Below are 17,301 nucleotides of genomic sequence, written 5' to 3' on the forward strand. Positions count from 1 at the left end.
AGCTTGCTCCCGCCGGGTTGCGAAGCGACCCCAAAAAATCGGGCCTGCTGTGCAGTCCAGCGGGAGCAAGCTCCCTCGCCACAGGGTCAGGCGTCATTAGAAACCGACGCTGGCCTGTACAAAGAACGTCCGCGGTGCGCCCACATACATCCCCGAATTGTTGTCGCTGGAACGGGTGAAATACTGCTTGTCGAAGACGTTTTTCACCCCGGCGCCGAGCTTCAGGTTCGACACTTGCGGCCCGAAGTCATACCCGCCGCGCACGTTCCAGGTCACGTAACCCGGGATGTCGCCGTACTGCCCGTCGGCCGTGCCTTCGGTGATGTAGTTGCCGTTGAAGCTGCCATCGGCGTTGACCCCGGTGCCCGGCGAGCGCTGTTTCGACTGGGCGAAACCGTCGATGTTGTAGGTCCAGCGATTGACGTCGTAACGCAAGCCCACGGTCGCCACCTGCCGCGAATAGAACGGCAGATCACGGCCCTTGAAGCCCGGAATCTCACCTTCGTAAGTCGCACGGGTGTAGGTGAAACCGGCGTTGGCGGTCAGACCGTCGAGACGCGGATCGAGCGCTGCCATGTCGTAGTGCACCGACGCTTCGATGCCCTGGTGCTTGGTCGCGCCGAGGTTGGTCCAGCCGACATCGTTGCTGATGTATTGCAGTTCGTCATCGAAGTCGATGTAGAACAGCGTCACTTCCCCGCCCCACACGTCATCGTTGTAGCGCGTACCGATCTCGTAAGTCTTGGCTTTTTCCGGCTCCAGGCCGTTGGCGGTCTGGTCGCCCAAGCCGCCCTGGCCGAGCTGGAAATACTGCAGGCTGCCGAACGAGGTTTCGTAGTTGGCGAACAGTTTCCACGCGTCCGACAGGTGATACATCACGCTCAGCGCTGGCAGCGGTTCGTTGCTTTCGATGCTGCGGTTTTTCTCCGGCACGCGTTTGCCTGCGGTGTCGAGCACGGCGCGGTCATGCCAGTCAGTGCTGATGTGTTCGAAGCGAATGCCCGGAGTGATGGTCCAGTTGCCGACGTCGATCTTGTTGTCGACATACACCGAGTTGGCCTCGGTGCCACCGGTGCGATCCTGGAACACATGGCCGTCGGACGTCGGGGTGACCACCGGCTGATTGTTGACCAGCGCCAGACGGCTCGACTGTTCGTGCATCGCCTCTTTCAGGTAGCGATAACCGACGCTGACTTCCTGCGTGGTCGGGCCGACGTCAAACACCCGCGACACACGCGGCTCGACACCGAGGGTGTAGTAGGAACGCGGGTACGAGCTGAGGGTTTTCTGGTCGCGGGCGGCGATGGTGCTGCCGCGAAAGCTGTCGGTGTAATAGGTAAGGATTTCTGCCTGAGTACGCTCGTCGATCTGCCGAATCCACTTGAACGACACGTCTTTGCGCCGACCGCTGAAGTTGTCGTAATCGCGTACCGAATCATACGGTTTGTCGTCGTACTGCTTCTGCGTCAGGCCGCCGGGCATGTCGGCGCTGGCGTCGTAGTAATGAAAGTTGAGGCTGAAATCGTCCTGATCGGTCGGCGCCCAATGGGTCTTGAGCAGCACGTCGTCGATGTCGTTGTCGTTGTTGCGCTCGCGGTAACCGTTGCCGTTGACCCCGGAATACAACAGCGCCACGCCCATGCCGTTGTCGGCAGTGCCGCCGAGGAACGCCGTGTCGATGTGCTTCCAGCCGCCGTAACGGGTGGTCTCCAGGGTGGTGCCGATTTCCCCGGTGGCTTTTTCCGGAATGGCGCGGGTGACGAAGTTGATCACCCCGCCGACGTTTTGCGGGCCGTAACGCACGGAACCGGCACCGCGTACCACGTCGATACTGTCGAGGTTGCCCGAGGAGATCGGCGCCATCGACAGCTGCGGCTGGCCGTACGGCGCGAACGCGGCCGGCACGCCGTCGATCAGCACCGTGGAGCGTGGCGACAGGCGCGAAGTCAGGCCACGCACGCCGACGTTCAGCGCGATGTCGCTGCCGCCGGTGCCGTTGGAGTCCTGCACCTGTACGCCCGGCACACGCTTGAGCACATCACTGACGTTCATCGCGCCCTGCTCGACCATGGCTTCGCGGCGGATCACCGTGCGTGCGCCCGGGTGGTTCTGCACCACGGCGGCGTCAGCGTCACCGAGCCAGTCGCCGACCACTTTGATGTCGGTCACGCCCAGTTCCAGCGGGCCATTGCTGGCGGCAGTGGCGGCCGGGGCCAGGGTCACCGAGCCTTCGTTGATCTGATAGTCCAGGCCGCTGCCCTGCAACAATTGGCGCAACGCCTGCTCGGGAGATATGTTGCCATCGACCGCGGGTGCCTGTTTGCCGGCCACCAGTTCCGGGCTGAAAAACACTTGCAGCGAAGTTTGCTGGCCCAGTTCACTCAGGGCCTGGCCCAACGGCTGGGCGCGGATGTGAATGGCTTCAGCGGCGAAGGCCAGCGGCACGGCGGCGTTGACCGCCAACGCCAGGGCCAGCGGTAACCAGGGGGATTTTTTGTTGTTGGTTGAGGTGTTTTTCACGTCGAACGTAGTCCTGTGGAGCGCAAGAGTGTGCGTCTGTTAATGCAAACCAGTTGCAGTTGAACAGGAAGACGATGAACTCGAAAAAAACCTGAATGTTATTTTGAAATTATTTCCTTACTGCCATCGGCCAGGGTGCGAACGGCCACCGGCAGGATGTTTGGCAGGGCCTTGAGCAAGGCGTCGGTGTTGTCCGATTTGAACACGCTGGTCAGGCGCAAACTGGCCACGGCCGGGTTGCTGACCGTCAGTGGCTTGTCGCGATAACGCGAAACTTCCGCTGCCACTTCGCCGAGGCTGGCGTTGTTGAACACCAGTTTGCCGCTTCGCCACGCCGTCAGTTCGGCGGGGTTGACCGCATATGCGGCGGCGACGCGACCCTCGGCATCGACGTGGGTACCGAGACCTGCCGTCAAGTTGATGAACTCGTTGTCCGGCGCATTGCGCCCCTGCACCTTTACCGTGCCCTGCTCCACCGCGACCCGGGTTTGCATGACGTCGCGGCGCACATCGAACCGCGTACCGGTCACGGTGACCTTGCCACTGCCGGCCTCGACCACGAACGGGCGCGCGGTGTCGTGCTGAACGCTGAACAGCGCCTCGCCTTCACTCAATTCAATGAGCCGCCGATCCTTCTCAAAACGCACCTGCAGACGGCTGCGGCTGTTCAGGTCGATCACCGATCCGTCCGGCAGCGCCACGTGCTTGCGCTCACCCAGCGCCGTCGCGAACTCGGCGCTGTAGCCGTCGGGGAGATTCAGACCGCTGAACAGACCGAGGCCGAGCGCCACCGCCAGCACACTGGCGGCCACGGCATAGCGCAGCAGCGGGCGACGTTCGCGACGGGCCGGCGGGGTTTCGACGAGGGACTTGAGACGTGGCGCCGGCAGCAGATCGGCCGCCGTCCACAGGCCTTGCAGCAACTGGAATTCGTCACGGTGTTGCGGATGCTGGTTCAGCCAGGCATCGAAGCGCTGCTGTTCGTCGGCGCTGATCAGCGGTTCCTGCAAACGCACAAACCAGCGTGCCGCTTCATCGCGCACCGTTGTTTGCCCGCACGCGCAATCACGGGTATCCATCATGGAGTGTCCTGTCGGGCTGAAGATGAAAAGCGGCGGCCGCTCATGACTGCATGCCGTCGAGGCGATCGCGCAAGTGGCGCAGGGTGCGGATCATATACTTTTCGACCATGTTCCTCGACAGCCCCAGGCGTTCGGCGATTTCCGCCTGGGTCAGCCCTTCGATCTTCTGCCAGACGAAAATCTTCCGGCAGTTGAGCGGCAGTTCCTGCAGCGCCCGTTCGATGGAGTCGGCCAGCTGGATCGCCTGCATGTAATGCTCCGGGTCGCCGGTGGACGACACACTGTGATCGATCGCCTGCGACTCCATGGCTTCCCGTCGGTCCTCACGCCGATAACCGTCGACCGCAATATTGCGTGCGGTCTGGTGCAGATACGCCCGTGGCTGCTGCACCGCTGCCGAATCGGATTCGAGCACCCGCACAAAGGTGTCGTGCGCCAGATCCTCGGCCTGCGCGCGATTGCGCAGACGCCGGGTCCAGGTGCCGATCAACTCTTCGTAATGCTCGAAAAAGCCGGGTCTGCGGGGCAGCATGGGGTTCATGACAGCGTGCTGGGGGAAAGAGGCGTGAATAGTAATGCTTCCTATTAAGGCCGGCAATTCATTCCTTGGAAACGCTCGATTCAAGGGTAATCGTCAGTAAAACCGCGCCTTCCCCCACCTATTGTGTAAAATGCCGCCCGGGTGCCACCGCAACAACGCGGCAGGGCAGGTTTAATTCAGCGCAGGTCGGGCCGCCGCGCGGAGTCGCCGTGCCTATGAGCCACGATCCGTCACGCTTGCATGCTGCCCCTGCCCGCCAGCAGGCGCCGTCTGCCCTGGCCTTTCTCACCCGATTCTTCGCCGCCGAGTCCGCCGGTGGTCTGATCCTGATGGCCGCGGCCCTCGCCGCACTGTTGGTCGCCAACTCGCCTTGGGCGGCCACGTATTTCTCGACCTTGCACATCAAGATCGCCGGTCTGTCGATCGAGCATTGGGTGAACGATGGCCTGATGGCGATCTTCTTCATGCTGGTGGGCCTGGAGATCAAGCGCGAAATGCTCGCCGGTCAGTTGTCGACCTGGGGTCAGCGCGCGCTGCCGGGCTTCGCCGCGCTGGGCGGGATGCTGGTCCCGGCCTTGATCTACGTTGCGATCAACTGGGGTAATCCGCAGACCCTGAGCGGTTGGGCGATCCCCGCCGCCACCGACATTGCTTTCGCCCTGGGCGTGCTGTCGCTGCTGGGCAAACGGGTGCCCGTCTCGTTGAAAATCTTCCTCTCGGCGCTGGCCATCCTCGATGACCTGGGCGCAGTGGTGATCATCGCGATTTTCTACACCAGCGGCCTGTCGGTGAGCATGCTGCTGGCCTCGTTGGCAGTGATTGCACTGCTGGTGATCCTCAATCGCTGCGGTGTCAGAAAGCTTTGGCCATACCTGATCGCCGGCGCCTTCCTGTGGTTCTTCATGCTGCAATCGGGGATCCACGCGACCCTCGCCGGGGTGATTCTGGCCCTGTGCATTCCGCTGGGTAACCCGGAGGACGAGCACAACTCGCCGCTGCTGTACCTCGAAGAAAAAATGCATCCGTGGGTGGCGTTCGCCGTGGTGCCGATTTTCGGCTTCGCCAACGCGGGTGTGTCGCTGACCGGCATTTCTCCGAGCAACCTGCTTGAGCCGGTACCACTGGGCGTGGCGCTGGGGCTGTTGTTCGGCAAGCAGATCGGTATCCTCGGCCTCGGCGCCCTGGCGATTCGCAGTGGTCTGGCACAACTGCCGCAAGGCGCGAGCTGGCTGCAGCTGTACGGCGTCGCCCTGCTCTGCGGGATCGGCTTCACCATGAGCCTGTTCATCGGCGCGCTGGCGTTCCCGGGCGCGCCGCATCTGGTCGACTCGGTGAAAGTTGGGGTGTTGCTGGGTTCGATCCTGTCCGCGCTGCTGGCGGTGGTCGTGCTGATGAGTGCGGGTAAGGCGAAGGCTTCGAACTGACCGCCGGATCTGGTCGAGACAGAAACCAATGTGGGAGCGGGCTTGCTCGCGAAAGCGTCAATTCAGTCAGCTAATTTATCGACTGAATCACCGCCTTCGCGAGCAAGCCCGCTCCCACAGTTTTTACAGCGGTGCTGCTCAGCCTTTTTCGTCGATCCCGGCCTGTAGGGTCTGGCTGTCCAGATTGCCGCTCAGGGTCACCGGACCGACTTTCAGATTGCCGTTATCGAACGATACCTTCGGTGCGTTCTCCTCGGTTTTCTGCGGCAGGTCCAGTCCGGCTTTCACCCCGTAGTCACGGTTGACCAGATCGCTGCCAACGACCTTCGAAGCGCCCAGATCGACCTTGCCGTCCGTCGATGAAATCCGTGCGCCGGTCAGCTGCGTACCACCACCAACGTTCAACTTCACACCCTGATTGCCACTGATGCCGGACGCCTGCACCACACTGTCCTTGTGCGCGTATTCGCCTTGCGCTTTCAGCGTCGGTTTATAGTCGGTGCCGGCGAGCTTTTCCTTGTCGCTCGGTGGATTTTTCTTCGCCGTCAGGCCCAGATCAACATCGACCTTGGCCTGCGTCTTCGAGTTCTGACGGCTTTCGACGGTCAGATTACCGGCAACCTTGCCGCCGACAGTGTTCGCGTCGATCCGCGCGCCAGACAGTTGTGCATCACCTGCGCTGTTGAGCACCACGCTGTCAGCCTTGATCTGGCTGTTCTGCTGGGTGGTGCCTTGCAGGTAATCGACGCCGACCTTGGCCCCGGCGTTGAAGCCGTGGTCACTGCTGGCCTTTTCATCGGCTGCGGTCGGGGTCTTGCTGCTCAGGTTGCCGCCGGCATTCAGCGCAACGTTCCAGTTGTTGCGGCTCTCGGTGGACTGCGCCGATTCCTGAACCAAACCGCCCTTCTGCGCATCGATGCTGACGTTCGGCGCGCTGACTTGCGTGCCTTGCAGGTGCACCGCGTCACCGCTCAAGGCGACGTTGCTCTGGCTGTTGAGCTGGCCACCGGTCAGGGTTTGCGAGTTTTCGTTGACCCGACCAATGTTGAAGTTACCGCTCAGATTACCGCCCTGATCGCGACTCTTCTCGCTGCTGGATTTGCTGCCGCCGCCCTTCAAGCCGCCGCCGAGATTGCTGCCGGTTGCGGTGTGCGTAGCGGTGGCCGCTTGCAGATCAAGCTTGCCATCAGCGTGCAGATCGATGGCGCCGGCGCTGTCGATCCTGGTGCCTTGCTGGACCTGATTGCCGCCGCTGCTCAGTTGCACCGGGCCGTTGCCGCTGATGCTCGCCACGTGAGCCTGGGTGTCATTGGTCTGCTTGCCGGTGTGGTCAAGCTGGAAGCCAGCGCCGAGGTCGACGTTGGTGCCGTCGGTGCCCGGCAAGGTGCCGACCGTCAGCGAGCCGTTGCCGCGCAGGCTGGAGTCGCTGCTGCTCTGACGGTCGTTTGCCTGATTCAGCGCCAGATCGCCGCCAGTCTTGATGCTCACACCGCCCTGCCCGCCATCGAAACGGCTGCCGGCGAACTGCGCATCACCGCCCACCTTGATGTTCACGCCTTGGCTGCCGGCAAAACCGCCGACCACTGCGGTGCTGCTGTCCTTGCTGCTGTAGCTGTTGCCACCGGCGCCGCTGCCGGCGACGTTCACGTCCTCGCCGGTCTTGGTGTAGACGCGCACGTCGACCTTGGCGTCCACCGAGTTATCGGTGCTGCTGTGAGTGTTGCTCGCGGCTTCGGCAACCAGTTTGTCAGCGCTGATGTTGACCATGCCGTTGCTCGCACTGTACTGGGTGCCCTGGTCGTGCAGGGTGCTGGCGGTTTTCACGTCGACACTGCCACCGTCGAAACGGCTGACCACGGCGTTGCTGTTGTGCTCGGTCTTGTCGGCGCTGCCGTGACCGATCGCCACGTCGATACCGACGTTCGGCTGGCCGAGATTGCTCAGGGCTTCCTTGTCCGGCACCTTGCCGTTGAGCACATCCTTGACCGCACCGGCAATCGGGCGGGCGATGTCCTTGTACTCGACGTTGGCGCCGATGTCCGCCGACCAGTTGCTCTGGTTGTGAGTGCTGCTTTCGGTGTTGCTGGCGGCGCGGTTGTCGACCTCGTTGGCCGCGACGTTCAGACCGTTGCCAGCCTTGACCTGCGCGCCTTCGGTCAGCAGTTTGTCGGCATTGATGTTCAGGCTGCCGCTGCTTTGCACGTGGGTGGTTTGCGCGGTGGTTTTGCTGCTGCTGTCTTGCGTGGTGCTGTGGGCAAAATCGACGCCACTGCCGGCACGGTCGAGGCCACCGGTGTAGTAGAAACCGCCGCCGGTGCTAGAGGTGTCGGATGAGGTTTTGTGGCTGTCCTGTTCGGCCAGCAACGACACATTCTTGCCGCTCAGCGTGGTGTCGCCGGCCGTGGATTTGACTTCACCGCCCTTGATCGTCAGATCGCCGCCGGCCTTCACTTGCACGGTGCCGCCGCTGAGGCTCGAGCCTTGCTGATTGACGTCGTTGCGGGTGACGGTCTGCTGCTTGTCTTCGTAGTGCACCCCGGCGCGATATTGCTCCGGCGTTTGCTCTTTGGCGTAGGCATCGAAGCCACGGGTCTCGGTGGTCGAGCTGCTGTCGTGGGTGTTCTGCGTGGAATGCACGTTCACATCACCCGCTGCGTCTGCGGTCAGCACGCCACCAGCCTTGACCGTGGAGCCGGCCACTTCGATGTCCTTGGCGCTCTTGAGTTTGAGGTTGCTGTCGGAAACCAGCTCGCTGCGCACCGTGGTGCTGTCCCTGGCGTTCTGCCGCGACTCGTCCTTGCTGATGCCGAAGAACTTGCTGTCCTTGTCGTGGTTGTTGCTGTGCGAAGTGTCCTGCACACCGTCGATCACCAGCGAACCCTGATCGCTGATCACGCTGGCCTCGGTGCCGCCACGGACCTGGCTGCCGCTGATGCGCACGTCGTCAGCCTTGACGATCAGTTTGCCCGCCGCATTGATTTTGCTGCCCTGATGCCGGGTCTGGCCCTTGTCAGCGTCACCGGTCTTGCCGAAGAAACCGCCACCCACCAGGTCGCCGGAGTAACTGTTGTTGTTGCTGCGACTGGTGCGCGTGGCGGTGGTGACGTCCACTTGCTTGCCCGCCAGTTTCACATCGCCGGTGCTGTTCAGTTCGGCACCTTCGGCGCGCAACAACGCGGCGGTCTGCAGCGCGATATTGCCGCCCTTCAACTGGCTGCCGATGCTGTGCTGTTCTTCGCTGCTGTTGTTCCAGTCAGCCTTCCACAGATGCTTGCGATGGTTGCCCTGATCGGTCTGGGTGTGGCTTTCGGTGGCCGCAGTCAGGCGCAGATCACCGCCACTCTGCACATCGAGATTTTTCGCCGCTTCAACCTTGGCGGCTTTGAGTTCGGTGTCTTTGCCGGAAGTCAGCTTGACGTCGCGGCTGGCGACGATCTGGCTGCCGTGCTGGCGAGTTTCACTGTCGGTCTGGGTGCGGTCGTAGGTTTCCCAGGTGATGCCGATGGTGCTGTTGCTCCAGTTTTCGCGCTGCTCCTGGAGCTTGCGGCTTTCGACGCTGCTCAGGGTCAGATTGCGCTTGGCATTGACGCTGACGTCGCGAGCACTGACATCGGTGGCGACCAGGTTCAGGTCGTTGCCGCTGTGCAGCCCGACATCACCCTGACTGCTGCGAATGCCGGCACGGGTCACATCGAGGCTGTTGGGGATGGCTTCACCGCTGACGCTGAGGTCGCCAGCGGAACGGATCTGCACCCCGTCACGCCCGGCCACTTGCACCGCCCCCACACGCACGCCCGCGCCTTCGGCGGTGCTGACGATGTTGATGCGCCCGGCCTGCATCGCACCGAACAGGCTGGCGTCAATGCGTTGATCCTGGGTGTTGCCCGCCGGATCCACGGCTTTGACCTGACCGCTGGCGTAATCGATCTGATTGCGTCCGACCGTGAGGTTCAACTGATCGCGGGCATCGATGCGGCCCTGGCTGTCGATACGCGGGGCGATCAGATTGACCGAACCCTCGGCGTTACGCAGGCCGCCACTCTGGATCTGCAACTGACCGCTGGCGTCGCGGGTGTTCAAGGCTTGCAGTTTGCCGTCGTTCAATTCCGGACGACCGACCAGCAGACTGGCGTTAGGCGTGTTGATGAAACTGCCGCCGTTCACCGAAATGCCGTTGGGGTTGGCCAGCACATAATCGGCCGCGCGGCCGAAGATTTCCTGGGCGCCGTTGATCGCCGAAGGGTTGCGGCTGATCACCTCGTTGAGGATCACGCTCGCCGCCTGGCCCTGCAGTTGCGGGTTGGCTGCCAGTTGCCCGGCGAGCTGCGATTGCCCGGCCTGCAAGGCGTTGTTCAGCACCAGGCCCTGACGGTCGACGTTGTAGTCGAGGAACTGGTTGTGCGACAGGCCCGAGCCGTTGGGCGCGACGATATTGACGATGGGCACGCCGCCCTGGGTCTGCAATTGCGCGGTGCCGCCGGGGCCGGGAGCGACCACCACACCGCCGGCGATGGCGCTGGGCAGGTGCACGGCGAAGAACAGGCTGGCAATCGCCCAGCGCAGTTTGCCCCGAGGAGAAAGATGGAATGCAAAGGTGTGTGCTGGCATAAAAACGTCTCCATGTAAGTACGGCATCACGGCGCGCGATTGAGTATTGGCCGTGGCTGTCGCGCTCAGATCCGACGGCTGTTTGTTCACTGCTTGATGAGTCTCGCTGGTGCTCATATCTGCAACCCCACGCGCATCAGCCAGGTCTCTGGCTCGTGCTGCAAACCGTTGGGGGTGTTGAGGGCGCGTTGGTAATCGACGTCCACTTGCAGATTCTTCCAGCCCAGATTCAGCCCGACGCTGGCGCCGCTCAGGCGCTGGCCCTGGGCGCCGTGGTCGGCCTTGAGCCAGCCGTTGTCCAGGCCCACGCGCGGGGTGATCTGCACCGGCCAATCGCTACGCAGCGGCAGACGCAAGGTGTTGCGCCAGATCGCGCCGCTGGCCCCGGATGCGCTGCTGACCCGATAACCGCGCACCGCCGAATCGTCGGTGCCGAGCAATTGTTCGATGGCCGGTAACGGGTCGGGGCTGTATTGCAGATTGAGCTGGCTCTGCCACTGCCACGCTTGCGCGCCAAACTGGCCGTTGCGCCATTGGCTGAGGCCGGCGCGGTACTTGCGAAACTGCGCTTTGGGCAGGTTGCTGACCGCGTGATTGGCGTCGTCATCGGCGCCCAGCCAGCGCAGGCCTTGCGAGTAAGTGAAGTCGAGGTTCCACACCGCACGGTCGAGCCAGAACAGATTGAGTCCGGCTTCGGCCACGGTCAGGGTCGGGCTTTGAATGCCCAGACGGACATTTTCCAGATAGCTGTCGACGTCTTTGTGCGCCAGTTGCAGGTTGGCGCTGAGCTGGCGACTCTGGTCGCGCCACAACACGCGGTCGGCGCGCAGGCTCAGTTGATCGGTGATGCCGGTGCTGTACAAGGTCGCGCTGGGCAGTTTGAACGGCGCGCGATATTCGGCGTGGCTGGCGAATGCGCTGTAGGTCCAGTAGCCGTAGGGAATCGCGTAATACAGGCTGGCATTGCGACTGTAGCGGTCACCCTGATTCAACGTGTCACTGGCACTGAGGCTCAACAGATCGTTGAGTTGCAACGGGCTGTCGAAGCTCAGGCTGACGGTATCGCGGTCACGCCCGGTGCTGGCGCTGCCAAGGTTGTCCATGCCCAGGCCCAACGCCCAGCGCGACTGTCCGGAGGTACGCGAGCGCAGGATGATGCGCGAGGCACCCGGTTGGCTACCGGGGGCGATGTCGGCGGTCAGGTCGATCGAGCGCAAGCGGTTCAGTTGATCCAGGCCCTGCTCCAGATCGCGCAGGTTCAGCGGCTGGCCGAGCATGTGCGGGAACGCGCCGCCCAGCGAAACGGGCAGGCTCTGATTGGCCAGTTCGATGGACTCGATGTAGCCCTCGTCGATCATGATGTCCAGCGACTGCCCCGCCGCCGGCGCGCTCAACAGGTACGGGCGGCTGGCGATGTAGCCCTGCTCGACGTAGGCGGCGGTGATGGTCGCCAGCAGATGGTTGATCTGGCCGACGCCCATGCACGGCGCCAGCAGCGGTTTGATCCGGGCGTTGAGCTTGGCGCTGTCGATCAGCGTGACGCCGCCAATGCGCGTGCCGCTTAGCGGCCAGCAGCGCTCATCGGGGGTGACGGTTTGCGGGATCGCCGGGGTGACCGGTGCCGGGCCGAACGCACCGCGCTCCAGTTGGCGCTTGCGCTGTTCCATTTGCAGTTGTTGCAGATCGCGCTGTTGCTGTTGCTGCTGGCGCAGCACTTCCTGGCCCGGCGCAACAGGATCAGCCGCTTGAATCGAGGAGGCACACACACTCAACACAAAGGCCGACAACAGCGGGCAAAGCGTGGAACGACGACGAAAAACAACGCGAAGCGAATACGGCACGCAACATCCTTGCAATCATAAAGTAGCGTAATGCCACCTCATCAATGCGAGTGATAGTCAGAGCCTTCCTACGCAAATGCAAGATGCTTCCTACAACGCTTACATTTCTTAAACATTTGATTTTGCTGTGTTCAACGCTACGCCATCAGGGGTTCCCCGAGGGCTTTCATTGAGTTCTTGAAGATTTGGCCCATATTACTGGCGCCGTCATGAATCGAAACCGCTCCAAACCCCGAGGCCGGGTAAGCAACTGACGATTGGCACAAAAACATAATTGCCACAAAATATTACTTGCGTCATATTACAGCCGTAATAACAGTCCGTTTCCGCAGGTATTACGCCATGACCAGCATGCCCACCCTTGAGCCAGACCTGTCTGCCCCGGTCACCCCCGCCAAACCGCCACTGCGCAAACGCCTGCTGCTGACCGGCTCTGGCCTGGTCGCGCTGGTCGTGGTCGGCGTTTACGCCAGTCATTGGTGGGGCACCGGGCGTTTTCTTGAAGAGACTGACGATGCCTACATCGGTGGCGACGTGACGGTGATCGGGCCGAAGGTCGCCGGGTACATCGAAGAAGTGCTGGTCAGCGACAACCAATCGGTGAAGGCCGGTGACGTGCTGATCCGCCTCGACGCACGTGACTATCGCGCCAGCCTCGCCAAAGCCGAGGGCGCCGTTGCCGCCGAAGAGGCGCTGCTGGCCAACCTCGACGCCACTGAACAACTGCAGCAAGCGGTGATCGGCCAGGCCCGCGCCGGCATCGATGCCGCCGGTGCCGAAACCGCCCGCTCGCGGGATGACAATGCGCGTTACAAACGTCTGGTCAGCACCAATGCCGTGTCGGTGGAAAGCGCCCAACGCGCCGACGCCACCTTCAAGACCGCCCAGGCCCTGAGTGCCCGCGCCCAAGCCGAATTGCTCGCCGCCCAGCGCCAACTGGCGGTGATCGACACCCAGAAACAACAGGCCCGCGCCGCCCTGCAACAAGCCCGCGCCGAGCGTGATCTGGCGCAATTGAATCTCGGCTACACCGAACTGCGCGCGCCGGTCGATGGCGTGATCGGCAACCGCCGCGCACGGGTCGGCGCCTATGCCCAGGCCGGTTCGCAACAGTTGTCGGTGGTGCCGGCCAGCGGTCTGTGGGTGGATGCCAATTTCAAGGAAGACCAACTGGCGCGGATGCAACCCGGACAACGGGTGAGCATCCGCGCCGACGTGCTCTCCGGCCAGGAATTCCATGGCCGCCTCGACAGCCTCGCCCCGGCCACCGGCTCGCAATTCAGCGTGCTACCGCCGGAGAACGCCACCGGCAACTTCACCAAAATCGTCCAGCGGGTACCGGTGCGAATCCTCCTCGATCCGGCTGACGGCGTGCTCGGCCATCTGCGGCCGGGGCTATCGGTGACCGCTGAAGTCGACACCCGCGCGCAAGCCGAAACCAGCGCCGTGGCCGTCGCGCCATGAGCACCGCCCTCACCGCCCCGGCGCAACCGTTCAACGCCGCCGACATGGCCACCGCGACCAAAGTGTTCGCCTTCGCCACGATGTGCATCGGCATGTTCATTGCGCTGCTGGACATCCAGATCGTCTCGGCCTCGCTGCGTGACATCGGCGGCGGACTCTCGGCCGGCACCGACGAAACCGCCTGGGTGCAGACCAGTTACCTGATCGCCGAAATCATTGTGATCCCGCTGTCGGGCTGGCTGTCGCGGGTGTTCTCCACACGCTGGCTGTTCTGCGCCTCGGCGGTCGGCTTCACCCTGGCCAGTCTGCTTTGCGGCGTGGCCTGGAACATCCAGAGCATGATCGCCTTTCGGGCGCTGCAAGGTTTTCTTGGCGGCTCGATGATTCCGCTGGTGTTCACCACCGCGTTCTTTTTCTTCAGTGGCAAACAACGGGTGATCGCCGCCGCGACCATCGGTGCGGTGGCTTCGCTGGCACCGACCCTGGGTCCGGTGATCGGCGGCTGGATCACCGACATTTCCTCATGGCACTGGCTGTTCTACATCAACCTGGTGCCGGGAATTTTCGTTGCGGTGGCCGTGCCGATGCTGGTGAAAATTGACCAGCCGGAGCTGTCGCTGCTCAAGGGCGCGGACTACCTGAGCATGGTGTTTCTCGCGCTGTTTCTCGGCTGCCTGGAATACACCCTCGAAGAAGGCCCGCGCTGGAACTGGTTCAGCGATCAAACGATTCTGACCACGGCGTGGATCAGCGGTCTGGCGGGTCTGGCCTTTATCGGGCGCACCTTGCACGTGGCCAATCCGATCGTCGATCTGCGCGCACTCAAGGATCGCAATTTTGCCCTGGGCTGTTTCTTTTCCTTTGTCACCGGGATCGGTCTGTTCGCAACGATTTACCTGACTCCGCTGTTTCTTGGACGGGTGCGTGGCTACAGCGCGCTGGACATTGGTCTGGCGGTTTTTTCCACCGGGGTGTTCCAGATCATGGCGATTCCGCTGTACGCCTTTCTCGCCAATCGCATGGATCTGCGCTGGATCATGATGATCGGCCTGGGCCTGTTTGCCGTGTCGATGTGGGAATTCAGTCCGATCACCCACGACTGGGGTTCCGGCCAGTTGATGCTACCGCAGGCGCTGCGCGGGATCGCCCAGCAACTGGCGGTGCCGCCGGCAGTGACACTGACCTTGGGAGGCTTGGCACCGGCACGCTTGAAGCACGCTTCGGGGCTGTTCAACCTGATGCGCAATCTGGGCGGAGCGATCGGGATTGCCGCGTGCGCGACCATTCTCAATGACCGCACCAACCTGCACTTCACTCGCCTGGCCGAGCATTTGAACAGCAGCAACGAGGCGATGAATCAGTGGCTGTCGCAGGTCGGTGGCAACCTGGCGACACTGGGTCAGAGTGGTGACGTCGGCGTCACCGCCGGTCTGCATCAACTGTGGCTGCTGACCTACCGCGAGGCGCAGACCCAGACCTACGGCGATACCTTTTTGATGATCATGCTGTGCTTCATCATCGCCACGGCGATGGTGCCCTTGATGCGCAAGGTACAACCACCGGCCGCGCCGAGTGCGGATGGGCATTGATCCAGATCTGCAATGCATGCCCCCTGTAGGAGTGAGCCTGCTCGCGATGGCGCCAGTTCATTCAACATTAATGTTGAACGGATAATCGCTATCGCGAGCAGGCTCACTCCTACAAAAGATTGTGTCTGGGGCTTAGAGCTGCGGGATTTTGCGGAAGCCCACCGCCAGACGATTCCAGCTGTTGATGGTGTTGATCGCCACGCTCAGGTCGACCATTTCCTTGGGCGTGAATTGCGCCGCGACGATGTCGTAGTCTTCGTCCGGGGCGTGGGTCAGGCTCAGTTGGGTCAGCGACTCGGTCCACAGCAGTGCAGCACGTTCGCGCTCGGTGAAGAATGGCGCTTCACGCCACGCGGTGACGGCGAACAGTCGACGCGGGGTTTCGCCGCCCTTGATCGCGTCAGCGGTGTGCATGTCGATGCAGAAGGCGCAGCCGTTGATCTGCGAAGCGCGCAGCTTGACCAGTTCAATCAGGGTCTTTTCCAGCGGCAGTTTCGAGACCGCGGTTTCCAGGGCCATCATCGCTTTCAGGGCGTCAGGGGAAGCGGTGTAGAAATCGGTACGAGTTTGCATGATGAGTTTCCGGGGCCAGTGAATGTGTGACTAAGGTAGTCCCACCCCCGCTCCGCACAAATAGCCAATCTCCCGGAAGACGAGTAGACCACCGCATCACACGCGATTGCGCAACCACTGCAGAAACCCGGTTTTCGCCACCACGGGCGGCACGTCCTGGGTCAGGGTCTGAGCCTTGTGCAGGCGATAATCGAGCAAGGCTTTCATCGCCTCATTGATGTCGTGGCGGGCATCCAGACACGGCTTCAGGTAGGTCTTTTCGATGCGATACAACGCGCAAAAGGTTTTCGCCGCAAAGGTCGCCGGCACCGACGAATCGGAGAGGATGCCGGCCTCGCCGATCACCTCCCCCGGCCCCATGCGCCCGGATTCGAACGGGCTGCCATGGCGAGTCAAGGTCACGCTGACCACGCCCGATTCGATGATGAACAAATGATCGCTGACCTCCCCGGCCTCAAGGATCGTCTCGCCAGCACGGAAGGTTTGCAGGGTCATGTTCTGGCTGAAGGTGTCTTTCTCTTCCTGGCGCAGGGTGGAGAAAATCGGCGAACTGTCGAGCAGCGCCCGTGGCCGCGAAAGGTTGCCGGTGACAATCGGTTCGACGCTCGACAACAGATTGATCCCGGACGCCTGCAAGTGTCGGTAAGCCAGATCGAACAGCTGATTGCGCACCGAGCGCTTCTGATCCATCGACGAGACGAAGCCGCTGATCTCATATTCCGCACCGGCGCTGCTGGAGCTTTTCAGCGCGACGCTCGGCGAAGGATTGTCCAGCAGCGGACGGCAGCCCTGCATCGCCCGTTCCAGCGCGTCGATCACCGTGTTGGGGCGAGCGTGCGGGCTGACCTGGACGCTGACGGCTACCCCGAACATGTTGCTCGGTCGGCTGAAGTTGATGATCTTGGCCTTGGCCGCCAGCGAGTTGGGAATCACCGCCATGCTGCCCTGACTGGTCTGCAGACGCGTGGCGCGCCAGTCGATATCAATAACCCGGCCTTCGGTGCCATCGATCGAGATCCAGTCATCGATCTGATAGGGCTTGGTGGTGTTGAGCACGATCCCGGAAAACACATCGCTGAGCGTGCTCTGCAACGCCAGACCGACGATGATCGCCAAGGCCCCGGACGTCGCCAGCACACCTTTGACCGGCAGATCCAGCACGTAGGCCAGGGCCGCGATAATCGCGATCAGGAAAATCACCGCACCGAGCAGATCCTGCAACAGCCGTCCGGTGTGCCCGACGCGCTGCATCATCACCGCGCCGATCAGCACGGTCAGGGTGCGCGCGCCGAACAGCCACCAGCCGATCTGCAAGCCGGTCGCCGCCAGGTGCAGCGGCACGTTGTCAGCCCACGGCGCCGGCTCCATCGGGTTGAGCCCTTCGTTGAACAGTACCGCACTGAACAGGGTGAAAATCAGCACCCGCACCAGCAGCTTCCACTCGCTGCCACGGGAGCTGATCAGGCGCCACAGGCCCAGATCGAGGAGGATCAGGATCAACGCGCAAAACAACGGATGTTCGGTCAAAAAAGACAACATCAAAGCACTCCGACAGGGCCCAATCGCGAGAAGATCGCACAGATTGGGCAAGTGTAGGAGCAATTGATTTCAGAGGAAGAACGCCCGCGCAAAAACATCCGGAAACCAATGTGGGAGCGG

General features: G+C 62.3%; 10 protein-coding genes. 3 read left to right on the forward strand and 7 right to left on the reverse strand.

Annotated features, from left to right (window positions below; all coding sequences use genetic code 11):
• Positions 1–96: 96 nt before the first annotated feature.
• The 3 genes from V3W27_RS15195 to V3W27_RS15205 all read right to left on the reverse strand — a co-directional run bounded on the left by V3W27_RS15195 (position 97) and on the right by V3W27_RS15205 (position 4,143).
• Complete coding sequence (locus V3W27_RS15195; RefSeq protein WP_330206954.1) at positions 97–2,520, reverse strand: TonB-dependent siderophore receptor; 2,424 nt, start codon at positions 2,518–2,520, stop codon at positions 97–99.
• A gap of 98 nt (positions 2,521–2,618) precedes the next feature.
• Positions 2,619–3,602: a FecR family protein gene (locus V3W27_RS15200; RefSeq protein WP_027614009.1), complete on the reverse strand. Its 984-nt coding sequence runs from the start codon at positions 3,600–3,602 to the stop codon at positions 2,619–2,621.
• A gap of 40 nt (positions 3,603–3,642) precedes the next feature.
• The gene (locus V3W27_RS15205; RefSeq protein ID WP_003223490.1) at positions 3,643–4,143 is read right to left on the reverse strand and encodes a sigma-70 family RNA polymerase sigma factor; all 501 of its coding nucleotides are present in this window, start codon (positions 4,141–4,143) and stop codon (positions 3,643–3,645) included.
• A gap of 215 nt (positions 4,144–4,358) precedes the next feature.
• Between V3W27_RS15205 and nhaA the strand changes: the two genes are divergently transcribed.
• Positions 4,359–5,567: a Na+/H+ antiporter NhaA gene (gene nhaA, locus V3W27_RS15210; protein ID WP_330206962.1), complete on the forward strand. Its 1,209-nt coding sequence runs from the start codon at positions 4,359–4,361 to the stop codon at positions 5,565–5,567.
• 138 nt (positions 5,568–5,705) lie between these two features.
• Here the strand turns inward: nhaA and V3W27_RS15215 are convergent, their stop codons facing one another.
• Positions 5,706–10,175, reverse strand: a complete 4,470-nt coding sequence (locus V3W27_RS15215; RefSeq protein WP_330206955.1) for a hemagglutinin repeat-containing protein — start codon at positions 10,173–10,175, stop codon at positions 5,706–5,708.
• Positions 10,176–10,288: 113 nt separating this feature from the next.
• Positions 10,289–12,016: a ShlB/FhaC/HecB family hemolysin secretion/activation protein gene (locus V3W27_RS15220; protein ID WP_330206956.1), complete on the reverse strand. Its 1,728-nt coding sequence runs from the start codon at positions 12,014–12,016 to the stop codon at positions 10,289–10,291.
• 342 nt (positions 12,017–12,358) lie between these two features.
• Here V3W27_RS15220 and V3W27_RS15225 point away from each other — a divergent pair, with 342 nt between their 5' ends.
• Entirely contained in the window at positions 12,359–13,480 is a 1,122-nt protein-coding gene (locus tag V3W27_RS15225) for an HlyD family secretion protein (protein ID WP_330206957.1), read from the forward strand.
• Complete coding sequence (locus V3W27_RS15230; RefSeq protein WP_330206958.1) at positions 13,477–15,069, forward strand: DHA2 family efflux MFS transporter permease subunit; 1,593 nt, start codon at positions 13,477–13,479, stop codon at positions 15,067–15,069. Before V3W27_RS15225 ends, V3W27_RS15230 begins: the two co-directional genes overlap by 4 nt.
• Positions 15,070–15,201: 132 nt before the next feature.
• Here the strand turns inward: V3W27_RS15230 and V3W27_RS15235 are convergent, their stop codons facing one another.
• Positions 15,202–15,642 (reverse strand): carboxymuconolactone decarboxylase family protein, encoded by a 441-nt coding sequence (locus V3W27_RS15235; protein ID WP_166495631.1) that lies wholly within the window; start codon positions 15,640–15,642, stop codon positions 15,202–15,204.
• A 96-nt stretch (positions 15,643–15,738) separates the two neighbouring features.
• Positions 15,739–17,181: a mechanosensitive ion channel domain-containing protein gene (locus V3W27_RS15240; RefSeq protein ID WP_330206959.1), complete on the reverse strand. Its 1,443-nt coding sequence runs from the start codon at positions 17,179–17,181 to the stop codon at positions 15,739–15,741.
• Between the last annotated feature and the right edge of the window lie 120 nt (positions 17,182–17,301).

This window comes from Pseudomonas sp. AM14(2022), from assembly GCF_036346455.1.
Lineage (GTDB): Bacteria > Pseudomonadota > Gammaproteobacteria > Pseudomonadales > Pseudomonadaceae > Aquipseudomonas > Aquipseudomonas putida_A.